Origin of the sequence: Methylomonas sp. EFPC1 (genome assembly GCF_016925515.1) — a bacterium.
In the GTDB taxonomy this organism is placed as follows: Bacteria; Pseudomonadota; Gammaproteobacteria; order Methylococcales; family Methylomonadaceae; genus Methylomonas; species Methylomonas defluvii.
The window spans coordinates 4,551,135-4,572,979 of sequence record NZ_CP070494.1 but is presented as its reverse complement, the minus strand read 5'-3'; the positions used below and the strand labels follow the sequence as shown (position 1 = coordinate 4,572,979).

General features: G+C 52.7%; 20 protein-coding genes. 7 read left to right on the top strand and 13 right to left on the bottom strand.

Annotation, left to right across the window (positions count from 1 at the left end):
• Position 1 precedes the first annotated feature (1 nt).
• Positions 2–637, bottom strand: a complete 636-nt coding sequence (locus JWZ98_RS21020) for a phosphatase PAP2 family protein (RefSeq protein ID WP_205451633.1) — start codon at positions 635–637, stop codon at positions 2–4.
• A gap of 347 nt (positions 638–984) precedes the next feature.
• On the opposite strand from JWZ98_RS21020, the gene JWZ98_RS21015 reads away from it, so the two are divergent.
• Positions 985–1,290: a hypothetical protein gene (locus tag JWZ98_RS21015; protein ID WP_205451630.1), complete on the top strand. Its 306-nt coding sequence runs from the start codon at positions 985–987 to the stop codon at positions 1,288–1,290.
• Between the two features lie 109 nt (positions 1,291–1,399).
• On the opposite strand, the gene JWZ98_RS21010 is transcribed toward JWZ98_RS21015, so the two are convergent.
• The 3 genes from JWZ98_RS21010 to JWZ98_RS21000 form a co-directional block, all read right to left on the bottom strand.
• Entirely contained in the window at positions 1,400–2,104 is a 705-nt protein-coding gene (locus tag JWZ98_RS21010) for a DUF2490 domain-containing protein (RefSeq protein WP_205451628.1), read from the bottom strand.
• 394 nt (positions 2,105–2,498) lie between these two features.
• Complete coding sequence (locus tag JWZ98_RS21005; RefSeq protein ID WP_033158222.1) at positions 2,499–2,933, bottom strand: hypothetical protein; 435 nt, start codon at positions 2,931–2,933, stop codon at positions 2,499–2,501.
• Between the two features lie 174 nt (positions 2,934–3,107).
• A complete protein-coding gene (locus JWZ98_RS21000) occupies positions 3,108–4,670 on the bottom strand; it encodes a bifunctional aminoglycoside phosphotransferase/ATP-binding protein (RefSeq protein WP_205451627.1) in 1,563 nt (520 codons plus the stop codon).
• A gap of 315 nt (positions 4,671–4,985) precedes the next feature.
• On the opposite strand from JWZ98_RS21000, the gene JWZ98_RS20995 reads away from it, so the two are divergent.
• The 6 genes from JWZ98_RS20995 (at position 4,986) to JWZ98_RS20970 (ending at position 12,317) form a co-directional block, all read left to right on the top strand.
• Positions 4,986–5,813, top strand: a complete 828-nt coding sequence (locus tag JWZ98_RS20995) for an undecaprenyl-diphosphate phosphatase (RefSeq protein WP_033158221.1) — start codon at positions 4,986–4,988, stop codon at positions 5,811–5,813.
• Positions 5,814–5,873: 60 nt separating this feature from the next.
• Positions 5,874–6,857 (top strand): calcium/sodium antiporter, encoded by a 984-nt coding sequence (locus JWZ98_RS20990; RefSeq protein ID WP_171696862.1) that lies wholly within the window; start codon positions 5,874–5,876, stop codon positions 6,855–6,857.
• 2 nt (positions 6,858–6,859) lie between these two features.
• Positions 6,860–9,526 (top strand): MMPL family transporter, encoded by a 2,667-nt coding sequence (locus JWZ98_RS20985; RefSeq protein ID WP_205451626.1) that lies wholly within the window; start codon positions 6,860–6,862, stop codon positions 9,524–9,526.
• Between the two features lie 116 nt (positions 9,527–9,642).
• Complete coding sequence (gene motA, locus JWZ98_RS20980; RefSeq protein WP_033158218.1) at positions 9,643–10,488, top strand: flagellar motor stator protein MotA; 846 nt, start codon at positions 9,643–9,645, stop codon at positions 10,486–10,488.
• Positions 10,489–10,499: 11 nt separating this feature from the next.
• Complete coding sequence (gene motB / locus JWZ98_RS20975) at positions 10,500–11,471, top strand: flagellar motor protein MotB (RefSeq protein ID WP_205451625.1); 972 nt, start codon at positions 10,500–10,502, stop codon at positions 11,469–11,471.
• A 105-nt stretch (positions 11,472–11,576) separates the two neighbouring features.
• Complete coding sequence (locus JWZ98_RS20970) at positions 11,577–12,317, top strand: hypothetical protein (RefSeq protein WP_205451624.1); 741 nt, start codon at positions 11,577–11,579, stop codon at positions 12,315–12,317.
• 96 nt (positions 12,318–12,413) lie between these two features.
• Here the strand turns inward: JWZ98_RS20970 and JWZ98_RS20965 are convergent, their stop codons facing one another.
• The 9 genes from JWZ98_RS20965 to JWZ98_RS20925 all read right to left on the bottom strand — a co-directional run bounded on the left by JWZ98_RS20965 (position 12,414) and on the right by JWZ98_RS20925 (position 21,843).
• Positions 12,414–14,249 (bottom strand): nucleoside-diphosphate sugar epimerase/dehydratase, encoded by a 1,836-nt coding sequence (locus tag JWZ98_RS20965; RefSeq protein WP_205451623.1) that lies wholly within the window; start codon positions 14,247–14,249, stop codon positions 12,414–12,416.
• Positions 14,246–15,253 (bottom strand): glycosyltransferase family 4 protein, encoded by a 1,008-nt coding sequence (locus tag JWZ98_RS20960; protein ID WP_346015182.1) that lies wholly within the window; start codon positions 15,251–15,253, stop codon positions 14,246–14,248. The genes JWZ98_RS20965 and JWZ98_RS20960 overlap by 4 nt, the downstream gene beginning before the upstream one ends.
• A 30-nt stretch (positions 15,254–15,283) precedes the next feature.
• Positions 15,284–16,237, bottom strand: coding sequence for an NAD-dependent epimerase/dehydratase family protein (locus JWZ98_RS20955; protein WP_205451620.1), 954 nt, complete (start codon positions 16,235–16,237; stop codon positions 15,284–15,286).
• Positions 16,238–16,355: 118 nt separating this feature from the next.
• A complete protein-coding gene (locus tag JWZ98_RS20950) occupies positions 16,356–16,814 on the bottom strand; it encodes a DUF411 domain-containing protein (protein ID WP_033158213.1) in 459 nt (152 codons plus the stop codon).
• 10 nt (positions 16,815–16,824) lie between these two features.
• A complete protein-coding gene (locus JWZ98_RS20945; RefSeq protein ID WP_205451618.1) occupies positions 16,825–17,244 on the bottom strand; it encodes a secondary thiamine-phosphate synthase enzyme YjbQ in 420 nt (139 codons plus the stop codon).
• A gap of 274 nt (positions 17,245–17,518) precedes the next feature.
• The gene (hemE, locus tag JWZ98_RS20940; protein ID WP_205451616.1) at positions 17,519–18,583 is read right to left on the bottom strand and encodes a uroporphyrinogen decarboxylase; all 1,065 of its coding nucleotides are present in this window, start codon (positions 18,581–18,583) and stop codon (positions 17,519–17,521) included.
• Between the two features lie 21 nt (positions 18,584–18,604).
• Positions 18,605–20,245 carry an AAA family ATPase gene (locus JWZ98_RS20935; protein WP_205451614.1) on the bottom strand — a complete coding sequence of 547 codons (1,641 nt, stop codon included), beginning with the start codon at positions 20,243–20,245 and terminating at the stop codon, positions 18,605–18,607.
• The gene (gene aroB, locus JWZ98_RS20930) at positions 20,235–21,317 is read right to left on the bottom strand and encodes a 3-dehydroquinate synthase (RefSeq protein ID WP_205451612.1); all 1,083 of its coding nucleotides are present in this window, start codon (positions 21,315–21,317) and stop codon (positions 20,235–20,237) included. The genes JWZ98_RS20935 and aroB overlap by 11 nt, the downstream gene beginning before the upstream one ends.
• Positions 21,289–21,843 (bottom strand): shikimate kinase, encoded by a 555-nt coding sequence (locus JWZ98_RS20925; protein WP_205451610.1) that lies wholly within the window; start codon positions 21,841–21,843, stop codon positions 21,289–21,291. The genes aroB and JWZ98_RS20925 overlap by 29 nt, the downstream gene beginning before the upstream one ends.
• Between the last annotated feature and the right edge of the window lie 2 nt (positions 21,844–21,845).

Below are 21,845 nucleotides of genomic sequence, written 5' to 3'. Positions count from 1 at the left end.
CTCACCTGATGAAGATGCCGCCGTTTTGCAGCAGATTAATTAAACCCAGCACCCACAATAGTCCCAGTAAGGCGCCAGCTAGTACATCCGAGGGGAAATGAACTTGCAGATAGACTCGTGAGACGGCAACCAGGGATACCGTCAATAGCGTAAACCCGGTCAAAGCGTAAAAGTTAAGCTCCAGTTTGTCGGGTTTGCACATCCAGCATAAGGCCGTAGCAAAGGCAACGATTTGCGCGGTGTGGGCACTAGGGAAGGAGGCGTCCAAGGGGATTTCACCCACAACGGGGAAAAAGTCGGGCCGCGGGCGAGCAAACCAAAGCTTGGCGAGACGGCTGAACAGGGCAGCACCCGTTAGGCTCAAGACCATCAGCCCTGCCTCTTTGATACGGCTGTTTCTCACCAGAACACCGCTTAGCACTGCGGTTATCGGGGCCAGAATGAACAGCGAACCAGTCCAGGTGATGGCTGCAAAAAAACGATCCAGCAAGATACTTCTAATGCCGTGCGCGGTACTCATTAGAAAGCGATCCCATGTGTACCAATGCGCACTGAAGCGCTCAATAAAAACCAACAGTGCGATTGCCGTTAACCAACATCCAAACGTCGGGAGATATTTCAAGCCTAACATTTTCATTATTTTGCCTCCGCGTTAGCCAACCACTAATCCGGCCGTCGAATCTCGCTGCTTTCGGGCAGTCGAGAGTGTCATTGTTACCATGGATTCCGGCTTTTGCCGGAAACATCTAATTCCACACCGCGGCTTGCCGCTTCGCCTGTCATGCTCCTTGGCGTATTACCGACAAATTGTTGGGAAAACGGCAGGGTTTTAGATGCTGATAAATTATTTGTTAATTATTTAACAATGACTTATGCGTTTTTGGTGGTGGCATTCTAATTGCTAAGCAAGAGTCGCCGGCACAGGCCTGGTTGACTTTGCAACCTGGTTTGGCCGGTATTCTTTATTAGTCATGAGGTGTTGATATGTTCGAAGCCATTGTATTGTTCATACTGAGCGGCCTGGTCGCTGCGTGCGCATACTCGTCTCAGGGTTGCGAACTTTCCTTTTTCGGCAAACTATTCCGTTCCGCTAAAGGCCAAACGCCAGCGACTTTGACCGGCCAATCTCTTGGTACGGACAGCGCTGAGCCAAGCTCCAGTTTCCTGGAGCAACTGCAAAGCGAAATTGAAGCCACTTTATTTCCGCGTCCTACGGACTCGGTATTGCGGCGTCATTACGATGCCTTGGTTGCTGTGGAAGTGAAAAACCGGTTGAGCTTTTTTAGCTGAGAGCCGAGGATTCTATATGCAGCCCAGTCGGGCTGCATATAGAGTCAGTCCTAAGCTCAGTCTTAGAGCCTCGCTGGGGTTAGCGAAAAATCCCCGCATTTTTTCTGACTTAGAAATTGACATTAATATTGGTTAGCCAGACGTGATTGGTTACATCGGGCGAGCCATAGTTATGGATGTATTGCAATTGATAGCCGGTATCGACATTCAAATTTTTGGTTACTTTGTAGCCCACCCCGACATAGCTGCGATTTTGGTTGATACCGGTTTGCACTGATCGCGCCAGCCGGCCCTCGTCTATGGAATTGAAATACACAAACAGCTCATCAAGCGCGATTAGATAAGCTTGGCTGTCCGGTATCGAATAGACTAAACGGAAGCGGTGCCGCATGCGATGACCGACGTCGCCTTCGTGGGCAAAGAAGCGTTGCTCGAGACGAAACCGGTACTGAAAATTCAGTTGTGGCGTCCAGTTGTCTATCCACTGCACCTGCTGCATCGCATCGTTAGTGGCCATTTCAAAGTCGGTTTGCTCGTTGTATTCGCCCTGCCAGGTATAACCTAGCCAGAGTTGCAATTTGTTGGTTAGCTTATAGCCGAGCAGTGGACGGACAATAATTTGATTAAACAAGGTATTGTCGGTTTTGGTGCGCGGTGCCAATTCCAGAAAAGCTAAATAGGAGCTGCCGCCGAAATCGGTTTGATAGGTATTGCTGATCCAGGTGCTGAAATCGTCTTGCACGGGGCCTGCTTCAATTGCGAACGATGTCAGCGTAAGGCCGGTGAACAGCAGGGCTAAGTGAGTTTTTTGCATGTGTAGGTACCGAAGAACTTGATTTGAAACGAACGGCGTCACGGTCAGCGCGGCTTTGCGTGTGCGGGTGCACGGTTTATCTGCTGGCGATAAGCTTATCTCAATTCTTGATAAATGTGCTTACTCAGGGCAGGTATTCTGCGTGCTGCGCAGTGGCTTAGGTTTATAAGTTTGTTGATTCAGGGAGTCGAGCGTAAGTCATCTGCTTGCCGCCATGCGGCTTTGTAGCAGCGGGAAAACCCGAAAGAGGGGTTTGGCTGGATTACATTGCAGACAAACTGTTTGCCAACGAAGTCTGCAACAGCAAAAGGTATTAACCGGTGACGTGATTCATAGCGGTTTTAGACAAACCCTCCGATAGTCGGAGGGGATGTGCTAGCAAACTGAATGCGGATTAGTCGGTCAATCCGCTTACACCTTCGACGGACCAATTTTCGAAATCGCTGGCTCCGGAGGTGTCGTCGCCTTTGCCGTATTGGATCCGGCAAGCGTAGTGACGCATCACGTTGGGGCTGTCTTTGCCGCTGATTTCCACGTCGGCATTGACAATATATTCGTAGTTGCCGAGAGTCCAGGCATTGGTCGGTTGGCTGGCAAATGACAGGCTTTGATCTTCGTCGGCTTCGTTTTTGATGTAGGTGTTGCAGTGGGCGAACGCCATAGCGGTCATGTCTGTGCTAATGGACATAGGGTTAGCCGCGTCCTTGCTTTCCACCAAAAATAAATCGGAAGCGGCGATGTCGTACATAAACGGCAGGAAAAACTTAATCTGAATGGCTAGCAGGCCTGCCAGACAGACGGCAAATATTATAATTTTCTTTTTATTCATGGCTCAAATGGTGGTTTTTATTGGTTTAATTATCTAGCGATCACCCGCGATTCTAACAAAGATCGTGGACAGTAGGAAATGCCAACCCTCTCCGCCTAATTTACCGTGAATTTAATATTGTCCAAGCGCGCAGTTTTACCGCGTCAGTTTCGGCAAAAGCCGGTCTGGCTTGGTTTATCCTAGTGTTCGCGCCAGCTCGTGCCAAGTTGCTTGTTGATCGATTTCGTCCAGACCGTCGCTATTGTTGGTCAATACGAGTTTGTACGGCAGCTCTTCGGTTTGCAATGCTTCGGCGCCTGTCTTGGCTTTGTCCAATACGCCCAAGTCGGCTTCCGATGGGTCGCCGCCTTGTGCTTGTCTACGCTGTATGCGTTGCTGCAGCACCTTGTCCTTAGCCTGTATCGAAACAATGACGAAAGGAATTCCCAGGCTTTGTGCCAGTAACTGGAACGGGCGGCGTTGGGCGTGTTGCAAAAATGCGGCATCGACAATAACCGGGAACCCGAATTTAAGCAGAGTTTGTGCTAGGTCTAGCAAATGTTGGTAGGTTTTTTGGCCGGCTTGTGGATGGTATATGCCGCCATCGATTGCCGAACTGCTTTTTTGCAGGGCGCTTAACCCAAACAGTCGTTTTCTCTCGACATCCGAACGCAAGCGGATCAGCTGATGTTTTTCCAATAGTAATTGCGATACCGCGCTTTTACCGCAACCTGGCAGGCCATGGGTCAGAAGCAATGCTGGTTTGCGCGGGCTTAAACTGCTGTCGGCCAAATGTAAATAACTTAGGCATGCTTGTCTGGCCGATTCTGCGCCGGTTTGCGCGAACCTGAACCCGGCAATCTTCGCGCGCACCGCGGCCCGGTAACTGACATAAAAACGCAACACGCCGAGGCCGGCATAATCGCCGCTGATTTGCACATAGCCATTCAAAAATCGATATGCCAGATCGGCGCGCCCGCGATGGAGCAAGTCCATGATCAGGAATGCCGCATCGCTCATCGTATCTATCCAGCGCAATTCCGGCGAAAACTCGATACCGTCGAATGCGACCGGCCGACCTCTTAACAGCACGATATTGCCCAGATGCAGGTCTCCGTGGCATTCACGAATAAAGCCGGCTTGTTGCCGCTGTGAAAACAGGTTTTCGGCCGCCAAAAATGCCTGCCGACAGTTATCTTGCATTGACTTGATCAATGCGGCATCTTCGGGTTTCATCAACTCAAGCAATTGCTGAAAATTTTGCCGGGCCGGCGCTTCAATGGTGGCCGGAGAGCCGTAGTTCGAGTCCGGACTCGCCGGCGCCAAGCCCCTATGAAACCGGGCGATAGTGTCGGCCAAGCTGTCGATATGCGTTGGCGTAACTTCCGCTTGGGCCAGTAACGTATCCATCAACTTATCGGCTGCAAAGCGGCGCATTTTTACCGCATATTCAAACGCCGGCTCCACGTTGATTCGGGGTTGTTTGGGGCACCCGCCAATAGCCGCCACCTTTAGATAAATACTGGGTGCCAGACGCCGATTCAAGCGAATTTCTTCCTGACAGTAAAAGTGGCGCTGGCTAAGTTGGCTGAAATCTAAAAAGCCCAGATCGACCGGTTTTTTAATCTTGTAAGCATAGCGGCCAGCCAGCAACACCCAAGAAATATGGGTTTCCAGTACGGTGACCCGTTTGACCGGATGCGGGAAACATGCCGGATCGCAAAGAGCGCTTATCAGTGGAGGATATGCAATGGCCATGATTAAACACCTTCCCAGACTGAGCGGGATTAATACTGCAACGGCAGTGCCTGTACTGCCGGCGATTCTGGCAGACCGGCGAGCGCTATGCAAAGCACGCCCAAACCTAAATTGCTGCTAGGCATGTCGGTCATAAATGCCAGGATTTGCCGTGCCTTACAGCGTAAAGTTACGTAATGGTTGAGATTTCGACTATAATCCCGCCCCGCTTATATGGCTTTTTCATAGGCTTACCAAATTCGACTGGTTTACATCAACTTCATCGACATGCTGATTTCGACCCTGGTACCTGACTGGTACGGAGCCTGATAAAAAATGGACATTACCCTCATCATTAAATCCCTGATACTCGGCGTAGTTGAAGGATTAACCGAATTTCTCCCCATTTCCAGCACCGGCCATTTAATTCTAGCCGGCGATTTGCTGAATTTTAATGACGACAAGGCCAAGCTGTTTACCATCGTCATTCAGGTAGGCGCGATCCTGGCGATTTGCTGGGAATACCGGGCCAAGATCGGCTCGGTATTGAGCGGATTGACCAGCGACAGGCAAGCACAAAAATTTGTGTTGAATCTGGCGATTGCGTTTATGCCGCTGGCGACGCTGGGCTTGTTGTTTGGCAAACATATCAAGGCCGCGCTGTTCAAGCCGGTGCCGGTGGCGTTGGCGTTTATCATTGGTGCGTTCGTGATTATCTGGGCGGAAAAACGCGAGCATAAAATCCGGGTCGATAATGTTGACGATCTCAGTCCGCTGGATGCCTTGAAATTGGGTATCGCCCAAGCTTTTGCCTTGATCCCCGGCACCTCCCGTTCCGGCGCGACCATTATCGGCGGCTTGCTGTTCGGTTTGTCGCGTAAGGCGTCTACCGAGTTTTCTTTCTTTTTGGCGATTCCCACCTTGGTCGTTGCCAGTCTGTACGACTTATACAAGCACCGCGACTTACTGCATATCGAAAGCGATGCGCTGTCGTTCGCGGTGGGATTAGTCGCGGCTTTTATCAGTGCCTTGCTGGCGGTTAAAGGTTTGCTGCGTTACATCAGTCATCACGATTTCATCATTTTTGCCTGGTATCGGATTGTGTTTGGCGTGGTGGTGATTGCCAGTGCTTACAGCGGTTTGGTGCAGTGGACGGTGGATTAGCATTCGGCGTCACGTAGGGCAGTATTTCGGTTTTTTGATCTTTAAAATTAAGGGTAGGTTATGGCTTTGCCACTGTTGATGATAGTCATCGGTCTGATTGTGTTGGTTTGGAGTGCCGATATTTTTGTCGAAGGAGCTGCGGCGATAGCGCGTTTTCTGGGCATGTCGCCGTTATTAATAGGTATGGTGGTGATCGGTTTCGGCACCTCCGCGCCGGAGTTGTCCGTGTCCGCCTTGTCGGCCTGGCAAGGCAATCCGGGTATAGCGCTGGGCAATGCTTACGGGTCGAATATCACCAATATTGCCTTGATTCTGGGGATGGTGGCCTTGATCAGTCCCATTACCGTCCATTCGCAAATCGTTAAAAAAGAACTGCCGGTGTTGTTTGCCGTGACCCTGTTTGTGCTCGGTCAGGTATACGACGGCGATCTGTCGCGGATGGATGCGGTGCTGGAACTGGCGGTATTCGTTGGCGTGATGACCTGGATGGTCCGGCAAGGGATGAGTAAAACAGCCGAGACGACCGACGTGTTAGGCGAAGAAGTTGCTGAAGAATTGGAAGAGCATGCGATGTCCTGCGCTCAGGCTGTCATCTGGCTGGTTTCCGGTTTGCTGTTATTGGTGATCAGCTCCCGCTTATTGGTTTGGGGAGCTGTATCGATTGCCCAGGATTTGGGCGTCAGCGATTTGGTGATTGGTTTGACCATCGTCGCCATCGGTACCTCCTTGCCTGAATTGGCGTCGTCGATTGCCGCCGCCCGTAAAGGCGAGCACGATCTGGCCTTGGGCAATATCATCGGTTCCAATTTATTCAACACGTTGGCGGTGGTGGGTTTGGCCGGGGTGATTCAGCCGATGTCGATTCCAGTGGAAATCGTTAATCGCGATTGGCCGCTGATGGCCTTGTTAACGGTGTCGCTATTCTTTTTGGGATACGCCAGAAAAGGCGAGCAAGGCCGCATCAATCGGGTTGAAGGCGGCATCTTGTTGGCCATTTACGCCAGTTACACCGTGTACTTGATTAACACCGTCGTGAGCGCTTAAGCATGTCCTTGGAAAAACGTTTGGGAAATATTGCCTTTCGATGGGGCAACTGGTTGCTGTATTCGCCGGGGTTAGTGTTACTGGCTTCGGTAATCTTGGCTTATCTGGCCGCGCAATACACCGGCAACCATCTAACCGTCAACACCGATACGGCGGAACTGATCGCTCCGGAAGCGCCGTTTCAGCAAAACCGCCGTAAATTCGAACAGCAGTTCGGCCAGGAAGTCCATACCTTGCTGCTGGTGATCGAGTCTTCCAGTCCGGAGTTGACCAAGGCCGCTGCGCAACGCTTGAGCCGGGAGCTTAGAGCGGATACCGAACATTTCACCAAAGTCTATCGGCCGGATGAAAATGCGTTTTTTCAGCGCAATGGCCTGCTGTATCTGGATACCGACAAGTTGCAGGATTTTTCGGTGACGCTGGCGCAAGCCCAGCCGTTTATCGGCCGCATCTCCCAGGACCCCAGCCTGAATGGCTTTTTCTCGATCTTCGAAGATGCGCTGAATGCAGAAACCAAAACCGAAGAAGTGCCCATCGATCTGATGTCTTTAATCGACAAGGTCAGCAACTCGCTGCATAAGACCCTGAACGGCGAAACGGACCTGCTGTCCTGGCAAAAACTGATTGCCGAAAACAAGATCAGCGAAGAGCAATCGGACAAAGCCTTTATCTTCGTCACGCCGAAATTCGACTACACCCAAATTTTGCCGGTAGAGCCGGCGATTAATGTCATCCGGCACGCTGCTGACAAAATTCAAGACCCCAACATGCCGGCCGTCAAGGTCTGGGTGACCGGCGAAGTCGGTTTGGAACACGATGAAATGGCCGGCATGAGTGAGGGTACTTTTACCGCCAGCATTTTTTCCATCGTATTGGTCTGCGGCATTTTGCTGGTTGCTTACCGTTCCTGGCTGTTGATGCTGGCTACCTTGCTGACATTGGCTTTGGGCATGGTGTTTTGCGGATTGTTCGCCTCCGTGGCGGTGAAACAACTCAATCTGATTTCTGTGGCCTTCGCGGTATCCAATATTGGTTTGGGCGTCGAGTATGCGATCCATTTTTGCCTGCGTTATCGCGACAATCTGGACCTCTACGGCAGCGACAAAGGCAAGGCAATCCGTTCGGCCTTGTTGGCGACCAGTCCGTCTTTGATTTTGTGCGCCGGCACTACCTCCATCGGTTTGTATGCCTTTATTCCCACCGACTACCAAGGCATTTCCGAGTTGGGTTTGCTGGCCGGTACCAGCTTGTTCATTTGCTTATTTATTACGCTGACTGTGCTGCCGGTGCTGCTTAAGGTGTTGCCGAATCCGCCCGTGCACCAATTACATGGCGAGCAACCCGGCGAATCGAAGTTTACCCATGTGTTGGCTCACTATACCTTGCACTATGCCAAACCGATTTCCTTGTTGACTTTGCTGGGCGCGGTGGTTGCCGTGTACTTTGTGTTTCAGGTGCAAACCGATTTCAATCCCTTGAATCTGCGCGATCCGCATACCGAGTCGGTGATTGCCTTCAAGGACTTGATGAAAGAGCGCGAAACTTCGCCGATGACCTTGACGGTTTTGGTGAAAAACGAAGACGAAGCCAGAGCGGCGCAGAAAAAGCTGGAGAGTCTGAAAACCGTCGACAAAACCGTCAGCTTGTTCGACTTTGTGCCTGACGATCAAGAAAGCAAATTGGGTATCATCGACGATATGGTGTTGACGCTGGGTCCGCAGAGCCAGTTTTTCCCGCAATTGAAAACCGGTACTGATCCGTTGCCGGCCATCAAGCGGATGATCGCCGCGATTGATGCCAATTTGCCGAAAAAAACCAATCCGGCAGACATCAAATCCCTGCAAACCTTTAAGCAGCAGTTGCAAGACGTGATGGTGGAATTGGAAGCCAGATTCCAGCCGGACCGCGGCGTGTTTATCGAGAAGATTCAAACCTCGTTGCTCGGCACTTTGCCCACTGTCATGAACCAGCTTCTGATCGGTTTCCATGCCGAGGAAATTGTACCGACCAGTATCCCGGCGGAAATCAAGGAACGCTGGTTGAGTAAAGACGGTTTATACCGTATCCAGATTTTTCCAAAGGAAGATTTGAACGATCTCGGTAACTTGCAGGCTTTCATCACCGACGTACAGGCCGTAGCGCCCAATGCCACCGATTTGCCGGTCATGTATTGGGAATCCATGAAAGCGGTGATCGGTGCCTTCCAGGAAGCCATCATCATTGCCCTGGTGGCGATTGCCTTGCTGTTGATGTTCATACGCCGCAGTATCGTCGACACTGTGTTGGTGATGACACCCTTAGTGTTGGCCGGCTTGTTCACAATGGCAACTACCGTGTTTACCGGCACGCCGATCAATTTTGCCAATATTATCGCTTTGCCTTTATTAATGGGGCTGGGTGTCGATAACGGTATCCATATGGTTGAAAAACTGCATCATTCGTTGTCCGAGGATCAGAATATTTATCAATCCAGTACCGCGCGCGGCATGTTCTACGGCGCGTTGACCACCATTTCCAGCTTTGTTGGTTTGGCATTTTCCCCGCATCAGGGCATCTCCAGCATGGGCTTGGTCATCACTATCGGCATTTTCTGGATCATGACATGTACTTTTGTGGTGCTGCCGGCTATCAGCAAGCTGGTTTTAAAAAAAACTGAGCATTTAGCCTGAGAGTTTGAAAACCATAGCCTAGACTTATCCGGCAACTTACATGGCAGCCGGTAAAGGTAGCGAACCCAGGGTAAGTTTGATTTTTATAATTAACTTTTAGTTTTTTAGAGGCAACCATGTTTGTAATCATTGGTTATGTGATTATTTTAGGCTGTGTATTGGGCGGCTTTTTGATGGCCGGCGGCCATCTGGGCGTGCTTTGGCAGCCGGTTGAGGTGCTGATCATCGTCGGTGCCGCCTTCGGTTCCTTCCTGGCCAGTAACTCGCTGGCCACCAGTAAAGCGGCGATGGCCGGCGGAACCGCCACGCTGAAAGGTAGTACCTACACCAAGGAGTACTACATGGAACTGCTGATGAGCTTTAACGCGCTGAGTCAGAAGGCCCGCAAGGAAGGTTTGTTGTCCCTGGAAAAAGTGGTGGACGATCCGGAGGGTAGCTCGATATTCGGTGAAAAAATCGTCCACGATCACCATCTGATGGAGTTCATTTGCGACAAGCTCAGGCTGATCCTGACCGGGGTTGATGTCAACCAACTGGAAGACATCATGGATGCGGAAATCGAAGTACACCACGCCGAAGGCAACGAGCCGATCAAAGCCGTGCAAAAAGTCGGTGACGGCATGCCGGCTTTCGGTATCGTCGCGGCGGTAATGGGGGTGGTACATACGATGGAATCGGTGGGTATTCCGCCGGCGGAACTGGGCAAACTGATCGCCGCGGCGCTGGTCGGTACCTTCCTGGGTATTTTGGTGTCCTACGGCTTTATCGGTCCGGTAGCGTCGGTCATGGAAGCGCGGCTGGAAGAAGAAAGCAACGCCTATAAATGCACGCAAAAAGGCCTGCTGAATTGCGCGAAAGGTACTTCGCCGGCGATGACGGTGGAATTCATGCGTACCGCGATTCCTCATCATGCCAGGCCGACCTTTACCGAGCTGGAAGAACAATTGAAAGCCGGCAAATAAGGTAAACGACAATGGCCGAACAACCGATAATCATCAAGAAAATCAAAAAGGGTGGTCACGGCGGTCACCACGGCGGGGCCTGGAAAATTGCCTATGCCGACTTCGTGACGGCGATGATGGCTTTCTTTCTGTTGATGTGGTTACTCGGTTCCACCGACGAGAAAACTAAAAAAGGCATTTCCGAATATTTCCAAAACCCGTTTGGCGTCGCGATTGTCAGTAACCCCGGTGAGGGCTCCGGCGACCGGACCAGCATCATCCAGGCCGGCGGCCAGGACTTGAAATCGCAAGACGAGGGGCAAGTGCATCAAGGGGAAAATACCCCGGCCGAGCCAACGCCTGAGGATATTGAAAAACTGGCGGAAGAGCAGGAAAAACTCAAGCTGGAAAAATTGCAGGAAAAAATCGAGGACATGCTGAAAGCCAATGACAAGTTGGCGGAATATAAAGATCAGATCAAGCTGGAAACCACCCCGGAAGGTTTGAAAATCCAGATTATCGATGCGCAAAATCGGCCGATGTTCAAACTGGCCAGTTCCGGTATCGAAACCTATGCGCAAGCCATCCTGCGCGAATTGGCGCCGGTGATCAATGAATTACCGAACAAAGTCACCATCAACGGCCATACCGATGCATTGCCGTTTCCCAGCAATCGCACCGGTTATTCCAACTGGGAGCTATCCAGCGACCGGGCCAATGTAGCGCGCCGAGAGTTAACCCAAGGCGGACTCAGTGAAGACAAGGTGCTGCGCGTGGTCGGCTTGGCATCCAGTATTCCTTACAAGGGCGACGTGCCTAACGATCCGATGAATCGGCGGATTTCCATCGTCGTGATGAATAAAAAGACCGAAAATCAGGTGCTGCATGATGGCGCCGAAGATAAGCCCGGCAGCAGCGATACCTCTGTGCCCGGTTTGCCGGCCATGTCGCCCGCGATACAGCAAAATACCAAAATTACAGGGGCGGAAGGCGCTGCGCATTAGCCGGGAGTAGTTAATTTGCGCAGCGCATCCTCTGTAGTAACTGGGCTCCCGCCGGCGCGGGAGCGACGATATTCAAGAACTCCTTAAATTGTAATCTGTCCGGCAATGCAGTTATTCAAGGCTCTGCTGAGTCAGCTAATGGCCTGTGTCGCTGTGATGGGCTTACGCGCACTGATCCCCCTGCCCATTAGCGTTTTGCAAGCTGTCGCTATTCAGGCCGGCTTGGCCGCACTGTTTTCGCGCGGTTTTCGCCAGCCTGTCTGGTGGCTGCCGATTCATTTGCTATTTTTGCCGACCGTGTTAGTGGGGCTGAGCTGGCAAGTGCCTGCTTGGCTGTATCTGCTGACATTGCTGCTGCTAACCCTATTATTTTGGGGGACAGTGAAAGGTGATGTGCCGTTGTTCTTATCGTCTTCCGCTGTCAGTCAGGCGCTGATCGAAATAGTAAGCCGCGAACGGGCGCAAGCGTTTATCGATATTGGCGCCGGTCTGGCTACCGTTGTCGTGCCGCTTGCAAAAGCCCGGCCGGACATGGCTGTGGTGGCCTTGGAGCGAGCGCCGCTGCCCTGGCTGCTGGCAACATGGCGTTGCCGCAATCTGGCCAATGTCCGGGTCGGGCGATCCAGTTTCTGGGAGCAGGATTTACGCGAGTTCGATGTGGTATTCGCGTTTCTGTCGCCGCTGGTGATGGCGAAAATCGGCGAAAAAGTCCGGCGGGAAATGCGGGCCGGCTGCTTGTTTGTCTCGTCCTCTTTTCCGATACCGGATAGCCACCCCGAATCGGTGCTCGAACTGAACGATAGTCGGAAAACAAAGCTGTATTGCTATCGGATAGGCCGGCTATAGCTGATCTCTAATAAGTTAATCCCTCTACCTTCTTCTGCAGGAGAGGGCGCTTAGCTCAATGACATTGCCTGGAGAGAGTGAGTTTTAGCGCTGTTATTAAGCCGCCGGCGTATTCGTAAATTCGGGGACCAACTGCTTCAAACCGGACAACAGCTGTTGGTTATCGTAGCTCCTGCACTGCTTCTGCAAATCCTCAATCTGTTTAGCCCATTCCACCGAGTCGTAGAGTCGGGCTTTGGCCAGGCGCAATTTCGCATGGCTGGTTGCCATTAATTGTTCCTGATCGTGGAATAATTCTTCGTAGAGTTTTTCGCCGGGCCGCAAACCGACAATCTTAATGGCAATGTCTTTGTTCGGAACTTTGCCGCTCAGGCGGATCATCTGCTCCGCCAGGTAAGTAATTTTGACCGGTTCGCCCATATCCAATACAAACACTTCGCCGCCCTGGCCTATGGTTTCCGCTTGCATGATGAGCTGGCAGGCCTCCGGAATCGTCATGAAGTAGCGGGTAATATCCGGATGCGTTACCGTGATAGGGCCGCCGGCCTTGATTTGCTCTCTAAACAGCGGTACCACGCTACCGGCCGAATCGAGCACGTTGCCGAAGCGTACCGTGGTAAAGCGGGTGTTGCCGGTCTGATTCAGGTTTTGGCACAGGATTTCCGCCGCCCGCTTGGTGGCGCCCATCACGTTGGTCGGATTGACGGCTTTATCGGTGGAAATTAATACAAAGCGCGCCACGCCGGCGGCAATCGCCGCTTCCGCCAGGATCTTGGTGCCGATCAGGTTGTTATGCACCGCTTCGCGGATCTGATTTTCCAGCAAAGGCACATGTTTATAAGCGGCGGCGTGAAACACGATTTCCGGTTTTTGCCCGGCAATTAATTGCTGCACCGCAACGGGATCGGCGACATCGCCTAACACGGCTTGGTGCGATAAATCCGGAAACAGCCGATTCAAGTCGGCGTTGACTTTGTACAAATTAAACTCGCACTGATCGAATACGATCAGCTTGCGCGGCTGGGCTCTCGCCAGTTGCTTGCAAAGCTCGGAACCTATCGAGCCGCCGCCGCCCGTCACCAAAATGACTTTGTCGTGCAGATGGTTTTTTATGCCGGGCCAATCCAGCTTCACCGGCGTGCGGCCCAGAATATCTTCGATGGAAACGCTACGTAGATTGGCGGTGGTGACTGCGCCGCTCAGCAATTCTTTGACCGAGGGTAGGGTTTGAAAATCTACCGAGCAGTTTTCGCAGATTTCCACGATCCGGCGCATTTGCTGATCGCTGGCCGACGGCACGGCAATCAGCACTGTTTCGATATTCCAGCGCTCAATCAATTCGGGTATTTGCTCGACCGTGCCGGCGACGCGGATGCCGCGAATTTCGCGTTTGTATTTGCCATGGTTGTCGTCGACGAACACTATCGGCACATAATCGCTATCGACATTGGCTAATAAATCTCTCACCAGCATTTCGCCGGCGGAACCGGCACCGACGATCAAGGCGCGTTTACCCACGCGCTCGGCAAACGTCTGTTCCTTCCAAAAGCGATATACCAAACGCGGAATGCTGAGCAAGGAAAACAGGATCAGCACGTAAAGGGGGACGACCGAACGCGGTACACCGTGCAGGCGGTCGTATAAAAACAAGGCGGAGGCAATAAAAAAAATCCCGGTCAACACCGCTTTGCCGATGCGGATCAGGTCCGGCAGCGAGGAAAACCGCCAAACGCCGCGGTACAAACCATACACCCAGAATAAACTGACTTGGATGGCTATGACCCAAGGCAGGAACAATAAGGCCGAATAAAAAAATTCGTCCGGGATGTTTTGCAGATTAAAGCGTAGCCAGTAAGCGCCGAACCAGGCCAACGGGATCATGGCCAGGTCGTGTAAGAAAATGGTGGTGCGGGAGCGGAATCTTAAGGTCACGAAATAACCCACTCGGATTGGCCGGCTTTAAACCGGTAAGCCAGATAGATTAAGGGCAGATAAGCCACGATAACGCCGGCCAAAGCATGGCTGGCATGCTTGAATATCCATAGGGATATAGGCAGCAGCCAGCCGCAATTGATTACCCAGCTTGCCAATAACACCGGTAAATGCCCGTAACGCTTGGCTGCATGCTGATAGGTATGCGAGCAATGCGCTGCGTACCATTTTTGTCCGCTGAACATTCTGACAGCCAGGGTATAGCTGGCATCCACGATAAACGCACCGAATAAAATCAGCCCGCAATACAGCAGTACGGCGGCCTGTTGTGCGGCCAGTAAAATCAATAAACCCAGCAACAGCCCGATAAAGCCGCTGCCGACATCGCCCATGAAGATTTTCGCTTTCGGCCAATTCCACAGCAAAAAGCCGCCGCAAGCCGCCGCCAAACTCAAGGCAACACCGCATAAGCTTTGGTCGATAAAAAACAGATAGCCCGCCAATGCCGAGGATACAAACAGCGCTTCCGACGCGGCAATGCCGTCGGTACCGTCCATGAAATTGAACAGATTTAAGGCCCACACCAAAAACAGTGCTCCGAAGGGGTAGCCCAACCAGCCTGGATTGACGCTTAAGCGCCCGAAGAGAGCGTCGAATGGCGCGGGGACCAATACCACGGGAAGGCCGCCCAACAATTCCAGGGCGATGATCGCCGCCAGTAAATGCGTCAAGAAACGCCAGCGCGCGGCCACTTCGCCGTGATCGTCACAAAAGCCGATAGCGGCTACCAATAGCGTGGAGCCCAACAAGGCCAGGGAAGTGCCAGTCAGTTGCCGGTCAAAAAACAACCAGAGCATCGCCACGCTGAAGGCCAGCACGATAGCCAAGCCGCCGCCGCGCGGGGTTGGCACGCTGTGTGAGCTGCGTTGGTTGGGAATGTCCAGCACCTTGTAAGTTAAGGCGTAGCGGCGAATCAGGCCGGTCAATACGGCGGCGAGCAGCAAGGTAACAGTAGAAAGCAGTAGCACGCTAGATTAACTTAGATGGCGAATAATATCGGGCAGGGCTTTCCAGAGAGTTTGGCGAGGTTGAAAACCCAATTCGCGGCCGATTTTAGCAGACGAATACCACGCCGAACCGGTTAATTTTTCCAGGCTATCGCTATCGATGGGAAAGCGGCGCCCCGTCAGCCGGCCAAAGCCATCGCCCAATTTGGCTAAACTGGTTAACAACGGCATCGGTATCGACCAGGCGACAGGCGGCTTGCCGAGCGCGGCTCTGATCGCGTCGTAAATCTGCCGGGTAGAGTAGTTTTGTTGATCCGTGACGATATAGACCTGCCCGGCTGCTTCGGGATTTTCTGCGGCCAACAATGCTGATGCCACCACATCATCGACATGCACCATGGAGCGCTGGTTACCGGATTCCGGTAGCGGCGGGAATATGCCGCGGCGAATTGCGTGGATCATGCGCGGCAGATTGCCTTTCCAGGTGTCGCCGTAGACCATGCTGGGCCGTAACACCACAGGATGCGGGACATAGCCGCCGTTCAGCACCAGTTGTTCGGCTTCGTATTTGGACAAACCGTAGGGATCTGAGGCGGGGGCGTTGACCGTTTCATCCATGGCTTGTCGGCTAGTCTGGCTGACGGCTTTGACGCTACTGAAGAACACAAAGGTTTTCACTCCGGCCTGTTGTGCGGCTTCCAGCAGTTTGCGCGTGCCTTCGGTGTTGATTTGCCGGTATTCGGCCTCATCCTGACGACTTTCCGCCAAGGCGTGGGCTTTGCCGGCCAGATGAAATATTGCGTCTATGCCGGCGCACAACTCCGGGGGGCAAGCTCCCGGTGCTGCCAAATCCAAAGCGATGTTGTTCTCACCATTCCCCGCGCGGCTGCATGTTCTGACCGTATAACCCTGATTGACCAAGGCTTGGCATAGGTGCGCGCCGATAAAACCGCCGGCACCGGTGACGAGAGCCTTAGTCATTCGATGTGCTGCCAGAAATACATAAGCGCCGGCAGCTAACTAAGCGGCAATTGGGGAAGGCGCTGCATTTGTCCGCAGTTCTTGGACGTGAATGCGCGACGAGAACGGGTAATCAGAATTATTGCTTGCTGCCATGCTCTGCAAACACTTCATACTTACCTTCCTTATCGAAGGAAACCACCTTGTACGCATCTTGCTGCCCGCCCATTTCCATGCCGGGGCTGCCCATCGGCATGCCCGGCGCGGCGATACCGACTATGTTGGATTTGCTTTGCAAAAGCTTTTGAATATCGGTAGCAGGCACATGGCCTTCGATAACGTGCCCGTCCACGACAGCAGTATGGCAGGACGCCAGCTTCTCAGGGACACCGAAACGGGCTTTGATGGTTTCCATGTCATCGCTAACCACGTCGTTGATTTTAAAGCCGTTTTGTTTGGCATGTTCCAGCCATTTACCGCAGCAGCCGCAAGTGGGGCTGCGATAGACGGTCATTTCCAGCGGCTTTCCGGCTTCTTCCGCGGATAGGTTCTGGCTGAGAGCCGCCAGCAATAACATGATTGATTTCGATGCGTTCATAAATACCTCTTTATTCGCCGTGTAGCGTTACGATGATGGTGCGATTGCCGGCACGATTGCGATGCTCGCATAGGTAAATGCCTTGCCAAATTCCCAAGGCCAATTGGCCGTCGCTGATCGGAATGCTTAGCGAACTGCCCAATATAACGGTCTTGATATGGGCGGGCATATCGTCCGGCCCTTCGAGCGTGTGGCGGTAGTATGGTTCATTTTCCGCTACCGCCCGGGAGAAATAACTTTCCAGGTCCCGGCGTACATCTGCATCCGCGTTTTCGTTGATGGCCAGTGATGCCGAAGTATGTTGCAAAAACACATGGGCCAGGCCAATTTCAATTTTATCCAGTTCGGCCAGCTGGCCGACTATTTCCCGGGTGATCAAATGAAAGCCACGCGGTTTCGCGGCGAGCTGGATGCGTTTTTGAATCCACATGTCGAGAATGTTAAAAATTGATAAATGCTGGAAATTTGGATGGCTGCAAATTATTCAGCGAATCGTAAAACTCCGCAATTGGTCCTCTAATCCCGGAGCAATACCGCAAAGTTGAGGTAGATAATTCCTTCTCCCGCCGGGAGAAGCTTAGGATGAGGGAGATTAAAATCAATTATTTACAACCCTCACCCCAGCCCTCTCCTTTATGCCCTGTGGGTGCAAGGGAGAGGTAGGCGTAACTTAGCGGCATTCCCCTCAAGTATAAACGCCCTTATTAGCGATGATATTGCGGGCTCAATTCCCGCACCGCATCGACCATGGCTTTGACGTGTTCCGGATTAATATCCGGCAAAATGCCGTGCCCCAGATTGAATACATGTCCTGAGCCGTTACCGAAACCTTCCAGCACTTTCCCTACCTTCTCGCGAATCACTTCCGGTTGCGCGTACAAGGTGATAGGGTCCATATTGCCCTGCAACGCTACCCGGTCGCCGACGCGGGCGCGCGCCTGGCCGATGTCGGTTTGCCAGTCCAGGCCCAGCGCGTCGTAGCCGGTGTCGGCCATCGCTTCCAGCCACAGGCCGCCGCCTTTGGTAAACAAAATGGTGGGGATTTGCTTGCCGTCATGACGAGTGTTCAATAGCTCGCGCACTTGCCGTGCATAGCGCAGCGAAAATTCCAGATAATCGTCGTGGCTGAGCATGCCGCCCCAGGTATCGAACACCATCACCGCATCGGCTCCGGCGGCAATTTGCGCATTCAAATAAGCGGCTACCGACTGCGCCAGCTTATCCAGCATTTGATGCAGCAGTTGCGGTTGTTCGAACATCAGGCTTTTCACTTTTTGAAAGCTTTTACTGCTTTTGCCTTCCACCATGTAAGTCGCCAGCGTCCAGGGACTGCCGGAAAAGCCAATCAAGGGCACCTTGCCGTGCAGATTGGTTTTGATCAAGCGCACGGCGTCGATCACATAACGTAATTCGGTTTCCGGATCGGGAATCGGTAATTTGGCAATGTCGGCGGCGGTTCTGACCGGGTTGGCGAATTGCGGGCCTTCGCCTTCGGCAAACGACAGGCCCAAGCCCATGGCGTCGGGGATGGTCAAAATATCTGAAAACAAGATGGCCGCGTCGAAGTTAAAACGCTCCAGCGGTTGCAGCGTCACTTCGCAGGCCAGTTCCGGATTGGTGCAGAGCTGCATGAAGCTGCCGGCCTTGGTGCGTACTTCCCGGTACTCGGGTAAATAACGTCCGGCTTGGCGCATCATCCAGACGGGGGTGCGGTCGACGGGCTGTCTTAACAGGGCTTTTAAAAATAAATCGTTTTGTAAGTTGGTCATTCGTTTCGGTTGGGATGAGAATCAGCGGCGGCTTTCTTTTTGTACGGCTCGGAAGCGTTTTTCCATGGCCTGCTTAAACTCGCCGGGCATAACGGCTTTAAGCTGTATCGCTTCGGCGGCAGATTGAAAAGAGCCGTAAATTACCACGTATTTTTCCTGTTCGCCCTGTTTGATGGGGTAGAACTTCAGGCCGTCGCGGTAATCGGCGTATTTTTTTTGAAAACGTAGTGCCGCATCTTTAGTGGACAGTACCATGACTTGCAGCGTGAAGTTGTTGGCTGGTTGCGCCATGATCCAGTCCTGATCGCTGCCTTCGAAGGCGGGTTTGGCGGGTTTGTGTTCGACGGGTTTAGCCGGGGTTGGTACAGCAACCGGCGCTATCTCCTCGGCCGGCGCAGCGTTGGCTGGCGATGGTTTTTCAGCTTGCTGCTCGGGCTTGGCTTGCTCAGGGTTTGGTCCTTTCGCGGGCGCCGTCTGTTTGTCGGCAGCAATGCTCTGAGTGCTTGGCTGCGTGCTTATGGCCTCAGACGATGGTTTGTTCGGTAATTTCGGGCTGGGTGTTGTTGAATTATTTATCGATTCGGTGTCGGCTGAGCGGAGCGGAGCTTGGCCGGTCGCTTCGGCTTCGATCAGTGCACGGCTTGACTCCACTGTATTGTTTGCCGGGCTGAGGGCGGCAGACACGATTGTCGGTGACGGTTCCGGCGCTTTGGGCTCGGGTGGTGGAGCGATCTGCGGCGGTGCCAGGACGGTTTCGACTGTCGGAGTGGGTGTCGGCTGCGGAGCGCTTGTGTTTTCGGTGGCAGCTTTGTCGACACTTTCGGTTGGAACCGCAATAGGCAGGTTGCCGGCGATTTGCCCGGTGACAAGATCCGGCGGTAATAAAGATTTCAGCGCATAGCCGGCACCGGCTAGCACACCGGCGATTGCCAGCCATAAGCCCAGTTTGCTGCGTTTATGACTTTGGGAATGAGCGAATTTAGGCAATTGCGCGAGTATTTTGCCGGGGATGCCGTTGCTGGCGCGATATAAATCCTCGATCAGGCTGTCGCTGATGGCGTTAAACGAGACCACTGCGCCCGGTTGCGCCGACAGATTTTGTAAATATTCGCCACATTGTTTTTTGCTGAGCGGCGGCAGTTCGATGAAATGGCACTCCTCCACCAATTTGTCGGTACCGCTTTTGATGTGGAATTGATCGTGATTCATCGCCAACACCAGCCGCAAGCCCGGTAGCGAGTCGGCAAATTCGATCAGCATCGTCATCAGGCCGGGTACTAAATTACCGGCATCATCAATCAGCAGCACTACCTTTTGTCTGGCGCATTTGTCGCGCAGTGCGCTTAAATCGAAAGCGGAACCTTTGGCGATGTTCAGGCCGCGCAACAAATCGTTGATCAGGCTTTCGAAGCTGGAGTCTGGTGAAGCCGGCAGCAACACGACTTCCCACATATCTTTGCGATTTTGCCGGACAGTTTCCAATAAGGTGGTTTTACCGATGCCTTCCGGCCCGCAGACGATCAGCGATTGCTGCAAATTGGCCAGCAAGTGCAGCAGCAAATCCAGTTTCTGCGAGCGCTCCAGCGTAATCAAGGTCCGTTCGGCGTTGTTGGCCACCGAGCGTTTTTGGTAACTATAAGTCAGGTCGTCGTTATCCAGCATAGCCGTTCAAAGTTGCCTGCAATTGCGCCAGATCGACGTTGACGGGGAGAGAGGCTTTGCCGACCGCTTCCAACAGAATCACGCGGATTTTGCCGTCGACATTTTTTTTATCGACCGCCATCAAATCCACGTATTGTTCGGTCGTCATTTCCGTAGGCGGTGTCACGGGTAGCTTGGCGGCCTGGAAAACGTCGATAATCCGCTTAACGTCGGCATCGTTCAGCCAGCCCAGACGCCGCGATAAATCGGCGGCAAAACAAGTGCCGATTGCCACTGCTTCGCCGTGCAAATAATGGCCGTAGCCGCTGCCGGTTTCGATAGCATGGCCGAAGGTGTGGCCCAAGTTTAGAGTAGCGCGCACGCCGGATTCGAATTCGTCTTCACCAACCACTTCCGCTTTATTGATGCAGGAACGCTCAATGGCATAAGCCAAGGCGTCTTTGTCGCGAGCCAGCAATTTCGGCATATTCGCTTCCAGCCATTGCAAAAAATCCGGGTCGCGAATTAGGCCATATTTGATCACTTCCGCCAAACCGGCGGACAGCTGTCTGTCGTCCAAGGTGTCCAGTACATCGGCGTCTGCAATCACGCATTGCGGCTGGTAAAACGCCCCGATCATGTTTTTACCCAGCGGATGGTTTACACCGGTTTTGCCGCCGACGGAGGAATCGACTTGGGCTAATAAGGTGGTGGGAATCTGAATGAAGGCTATGCCGCGTTGGTAACAGGCCGCCGCAAATCCGCCCATGTCGCCGATCACGCCGCCACCCAAGGCAATCAAAGTGGCATTGCGGCTAAATTTTTTGGCGAGCAATTGATCGAAGACTTTCTCCAAATATTGCAACGTTTTGTATTGCTCGCCGTCCGGCAGGATGGCCGTTTCGACTTTATAGTCGCCCAATGCTATCTGTAATTTGGTCAGATACAGTGGCGCGATAGTCTCGTTGGAAACGATCAGCACCTGTTTGGCGCGAATATGTCTGGTCAACAATTCCGGCTGAGCCAGCAGGCCGGCGCCGATGTAAATCGGGTAACTTATGTCGTTATTTAGTGCAACTTGCAATTCTTTCATGATCTTCTAGGGCAGCCTGATATTGCTGCAAAATGGTTTTAACCACGGTTTTAGTGGGCAGTACGCCGGAATCAATTTTAAAATCGGCACATTCCGTATACAGCGGGTCGCGCTGCGCCAACAAGGTTTGCAGGCGTTGTCTGGGATTTTCGGTACGCAATAGCGGACGTTGCGTATCGTGTTTGGTGCGATGCAGGATTTTGTCTATCGAACAGTGCAAATAGACGACGAAACCGTTTTCCTTGATGGCCATACGATTCTCCGGCAATAACACCGCACCGCCGCCGGTGGCCATCACTATCCCTTGCAATGCCGATAAATGCCGAATCACGGTTTGCTCGCGCATCCGAAAGCCGTCCTCACCTTCGTAAGAAAAGATAGTGGGAATATCGACCCCCGTGCATTCCTCAATGACTCTATCGCTGTCGTAGAACGGCCATTGCAAGGCTTTAGCAAGCTGTTTGCCTATGGTGGTTTTACCCACGCCCATCAGGCCGATCAAGTAGATGTTTGCCGCTGGTTTCATTG

Bases quoted from the DNA above. Each gene is read 5' to 3' on its own strand.
- JWZ98_RS21005 (WP_033158222.1), bottom strand. From the start codon at position 2,933: ATGAATAAAAAGAAAATTATAATATTTGCCGTCTGTCTGGCAGGCCTG.
- JWZ98_RS20990 (WP_171696862.1), top strand. From the start codon at position 5,874: ATGGCTTTGCCACTGTTGATGATAGTCATCGGTCTGATTGTGTTGGTT.
- JWZ98_RS20955 (WP_205451620.1), bottom strand. From the start codon at position 16,237: ATGACTAAGGCTCTCGTCACCGGTGCCGGCGGTTTTATCGGCGCGCAC.
- JWZ98_RS20925 (WP_205451610.1), bottom strand. From the start codon at position 21,843: ATGAAACCAGCGGCAAACATCTACTTGATCGGCCTGATGGGCGTGGGT.
- JWZ98_RS21020 (WP_205451633.1), bottom strand. From the start codon at position 637: ATGAAAATGTTAGGCTTGAAATATCTCCCGACGTTTGGATGTTGGTTA.
- motA (WP_033158218.1), top strand. From the start codon at position 9,643: ATGTTTGTAATCATTGGTTATGTGATTATTTTAGGCTGTGTATTGGGC.
- aroB (WP_205451612.1), bottom strand. From the start codon at position 21,317: ATGAAAGAATTGCAAGTTGCACTAAATAACGACATAAGTTACCCGATT.
- JWZ98_RS20995 (WP_033158221.1), top strand. From the start codon at position 4,986: ATGGACATTACCCTCATCATTAAATCCCTGATACTCGGCGTAGTTGAA.
- JWZ98_RS20935 (WP_205451614.1), bottom strand. From the start codon at position 20,245: ATGCTGGATAACGACGACCTGACTTATAGTTACCAAAAACGCTCGGTG.
- JWZ98_RS21015 (WP_205451630.1), top strand. From the start codon at position 985: ATGTTCGAAGCCATTGTATTGTTCATACTGAGCGGCCTGGTCGCTGCG.
- hemE (WP_205451616.1), bottom strand. From the start codon at position 18,583: ATGACCAACTTACAAAACGATTTATTTTTAAAAGCCCTGTTAAGACAG.
- JWZ98_RS20945 (WP_205451618.1), bottom strand. From the start codon at position 17,244: ATGTGGATTCAAAAACGCATCCAGCTCGCCGCGAAACCGCGTGGCTTT.
- JWZ98_RS21000 (WP_205451627.1), bottom strand. From the start codon at position 4,670: ATGGCCATTGCATATCCTCCACTGATAAGCGCTCTTTGCGATCCGGCA.
- JWZ98_RS20985 (WP_205451626.1), top strand. From the start codon at position 6,860: ATGTCCTTGGAAAAACGTTTGGGAAATATTGCCTTTCGATGGGGCAAC.
- JWZ98_RS20950 (WP_033158213.1), bottom strand. From the start codon at position 16,814: ATGAACGCATCGAAATCAATCATGTTATTGCTGGCGGCTCTCAGCCAG.
- motB (WP_205451625.1), top strand. From the start codon at position 10,500: ATGGCCGAACAACCGATAATCATCAAGAAAATCAAAAAGGGTGGTCAC.
- JWZ98_RS20970 (WP_205451624.1), top strand. From the start codon at position 11,577: ATGCAGTTATTCAAGGCTCTGCTGAGTCAGCTAATGGCCTGTGTCGCT.
- JWZ98_RS21010 (WP_205451628.1), bottom strand. From the start codon at position 2,104: ATGCAAAAAACTCACTTAGCCCTGCTGTTCACCGGCCTTACGCTGACA.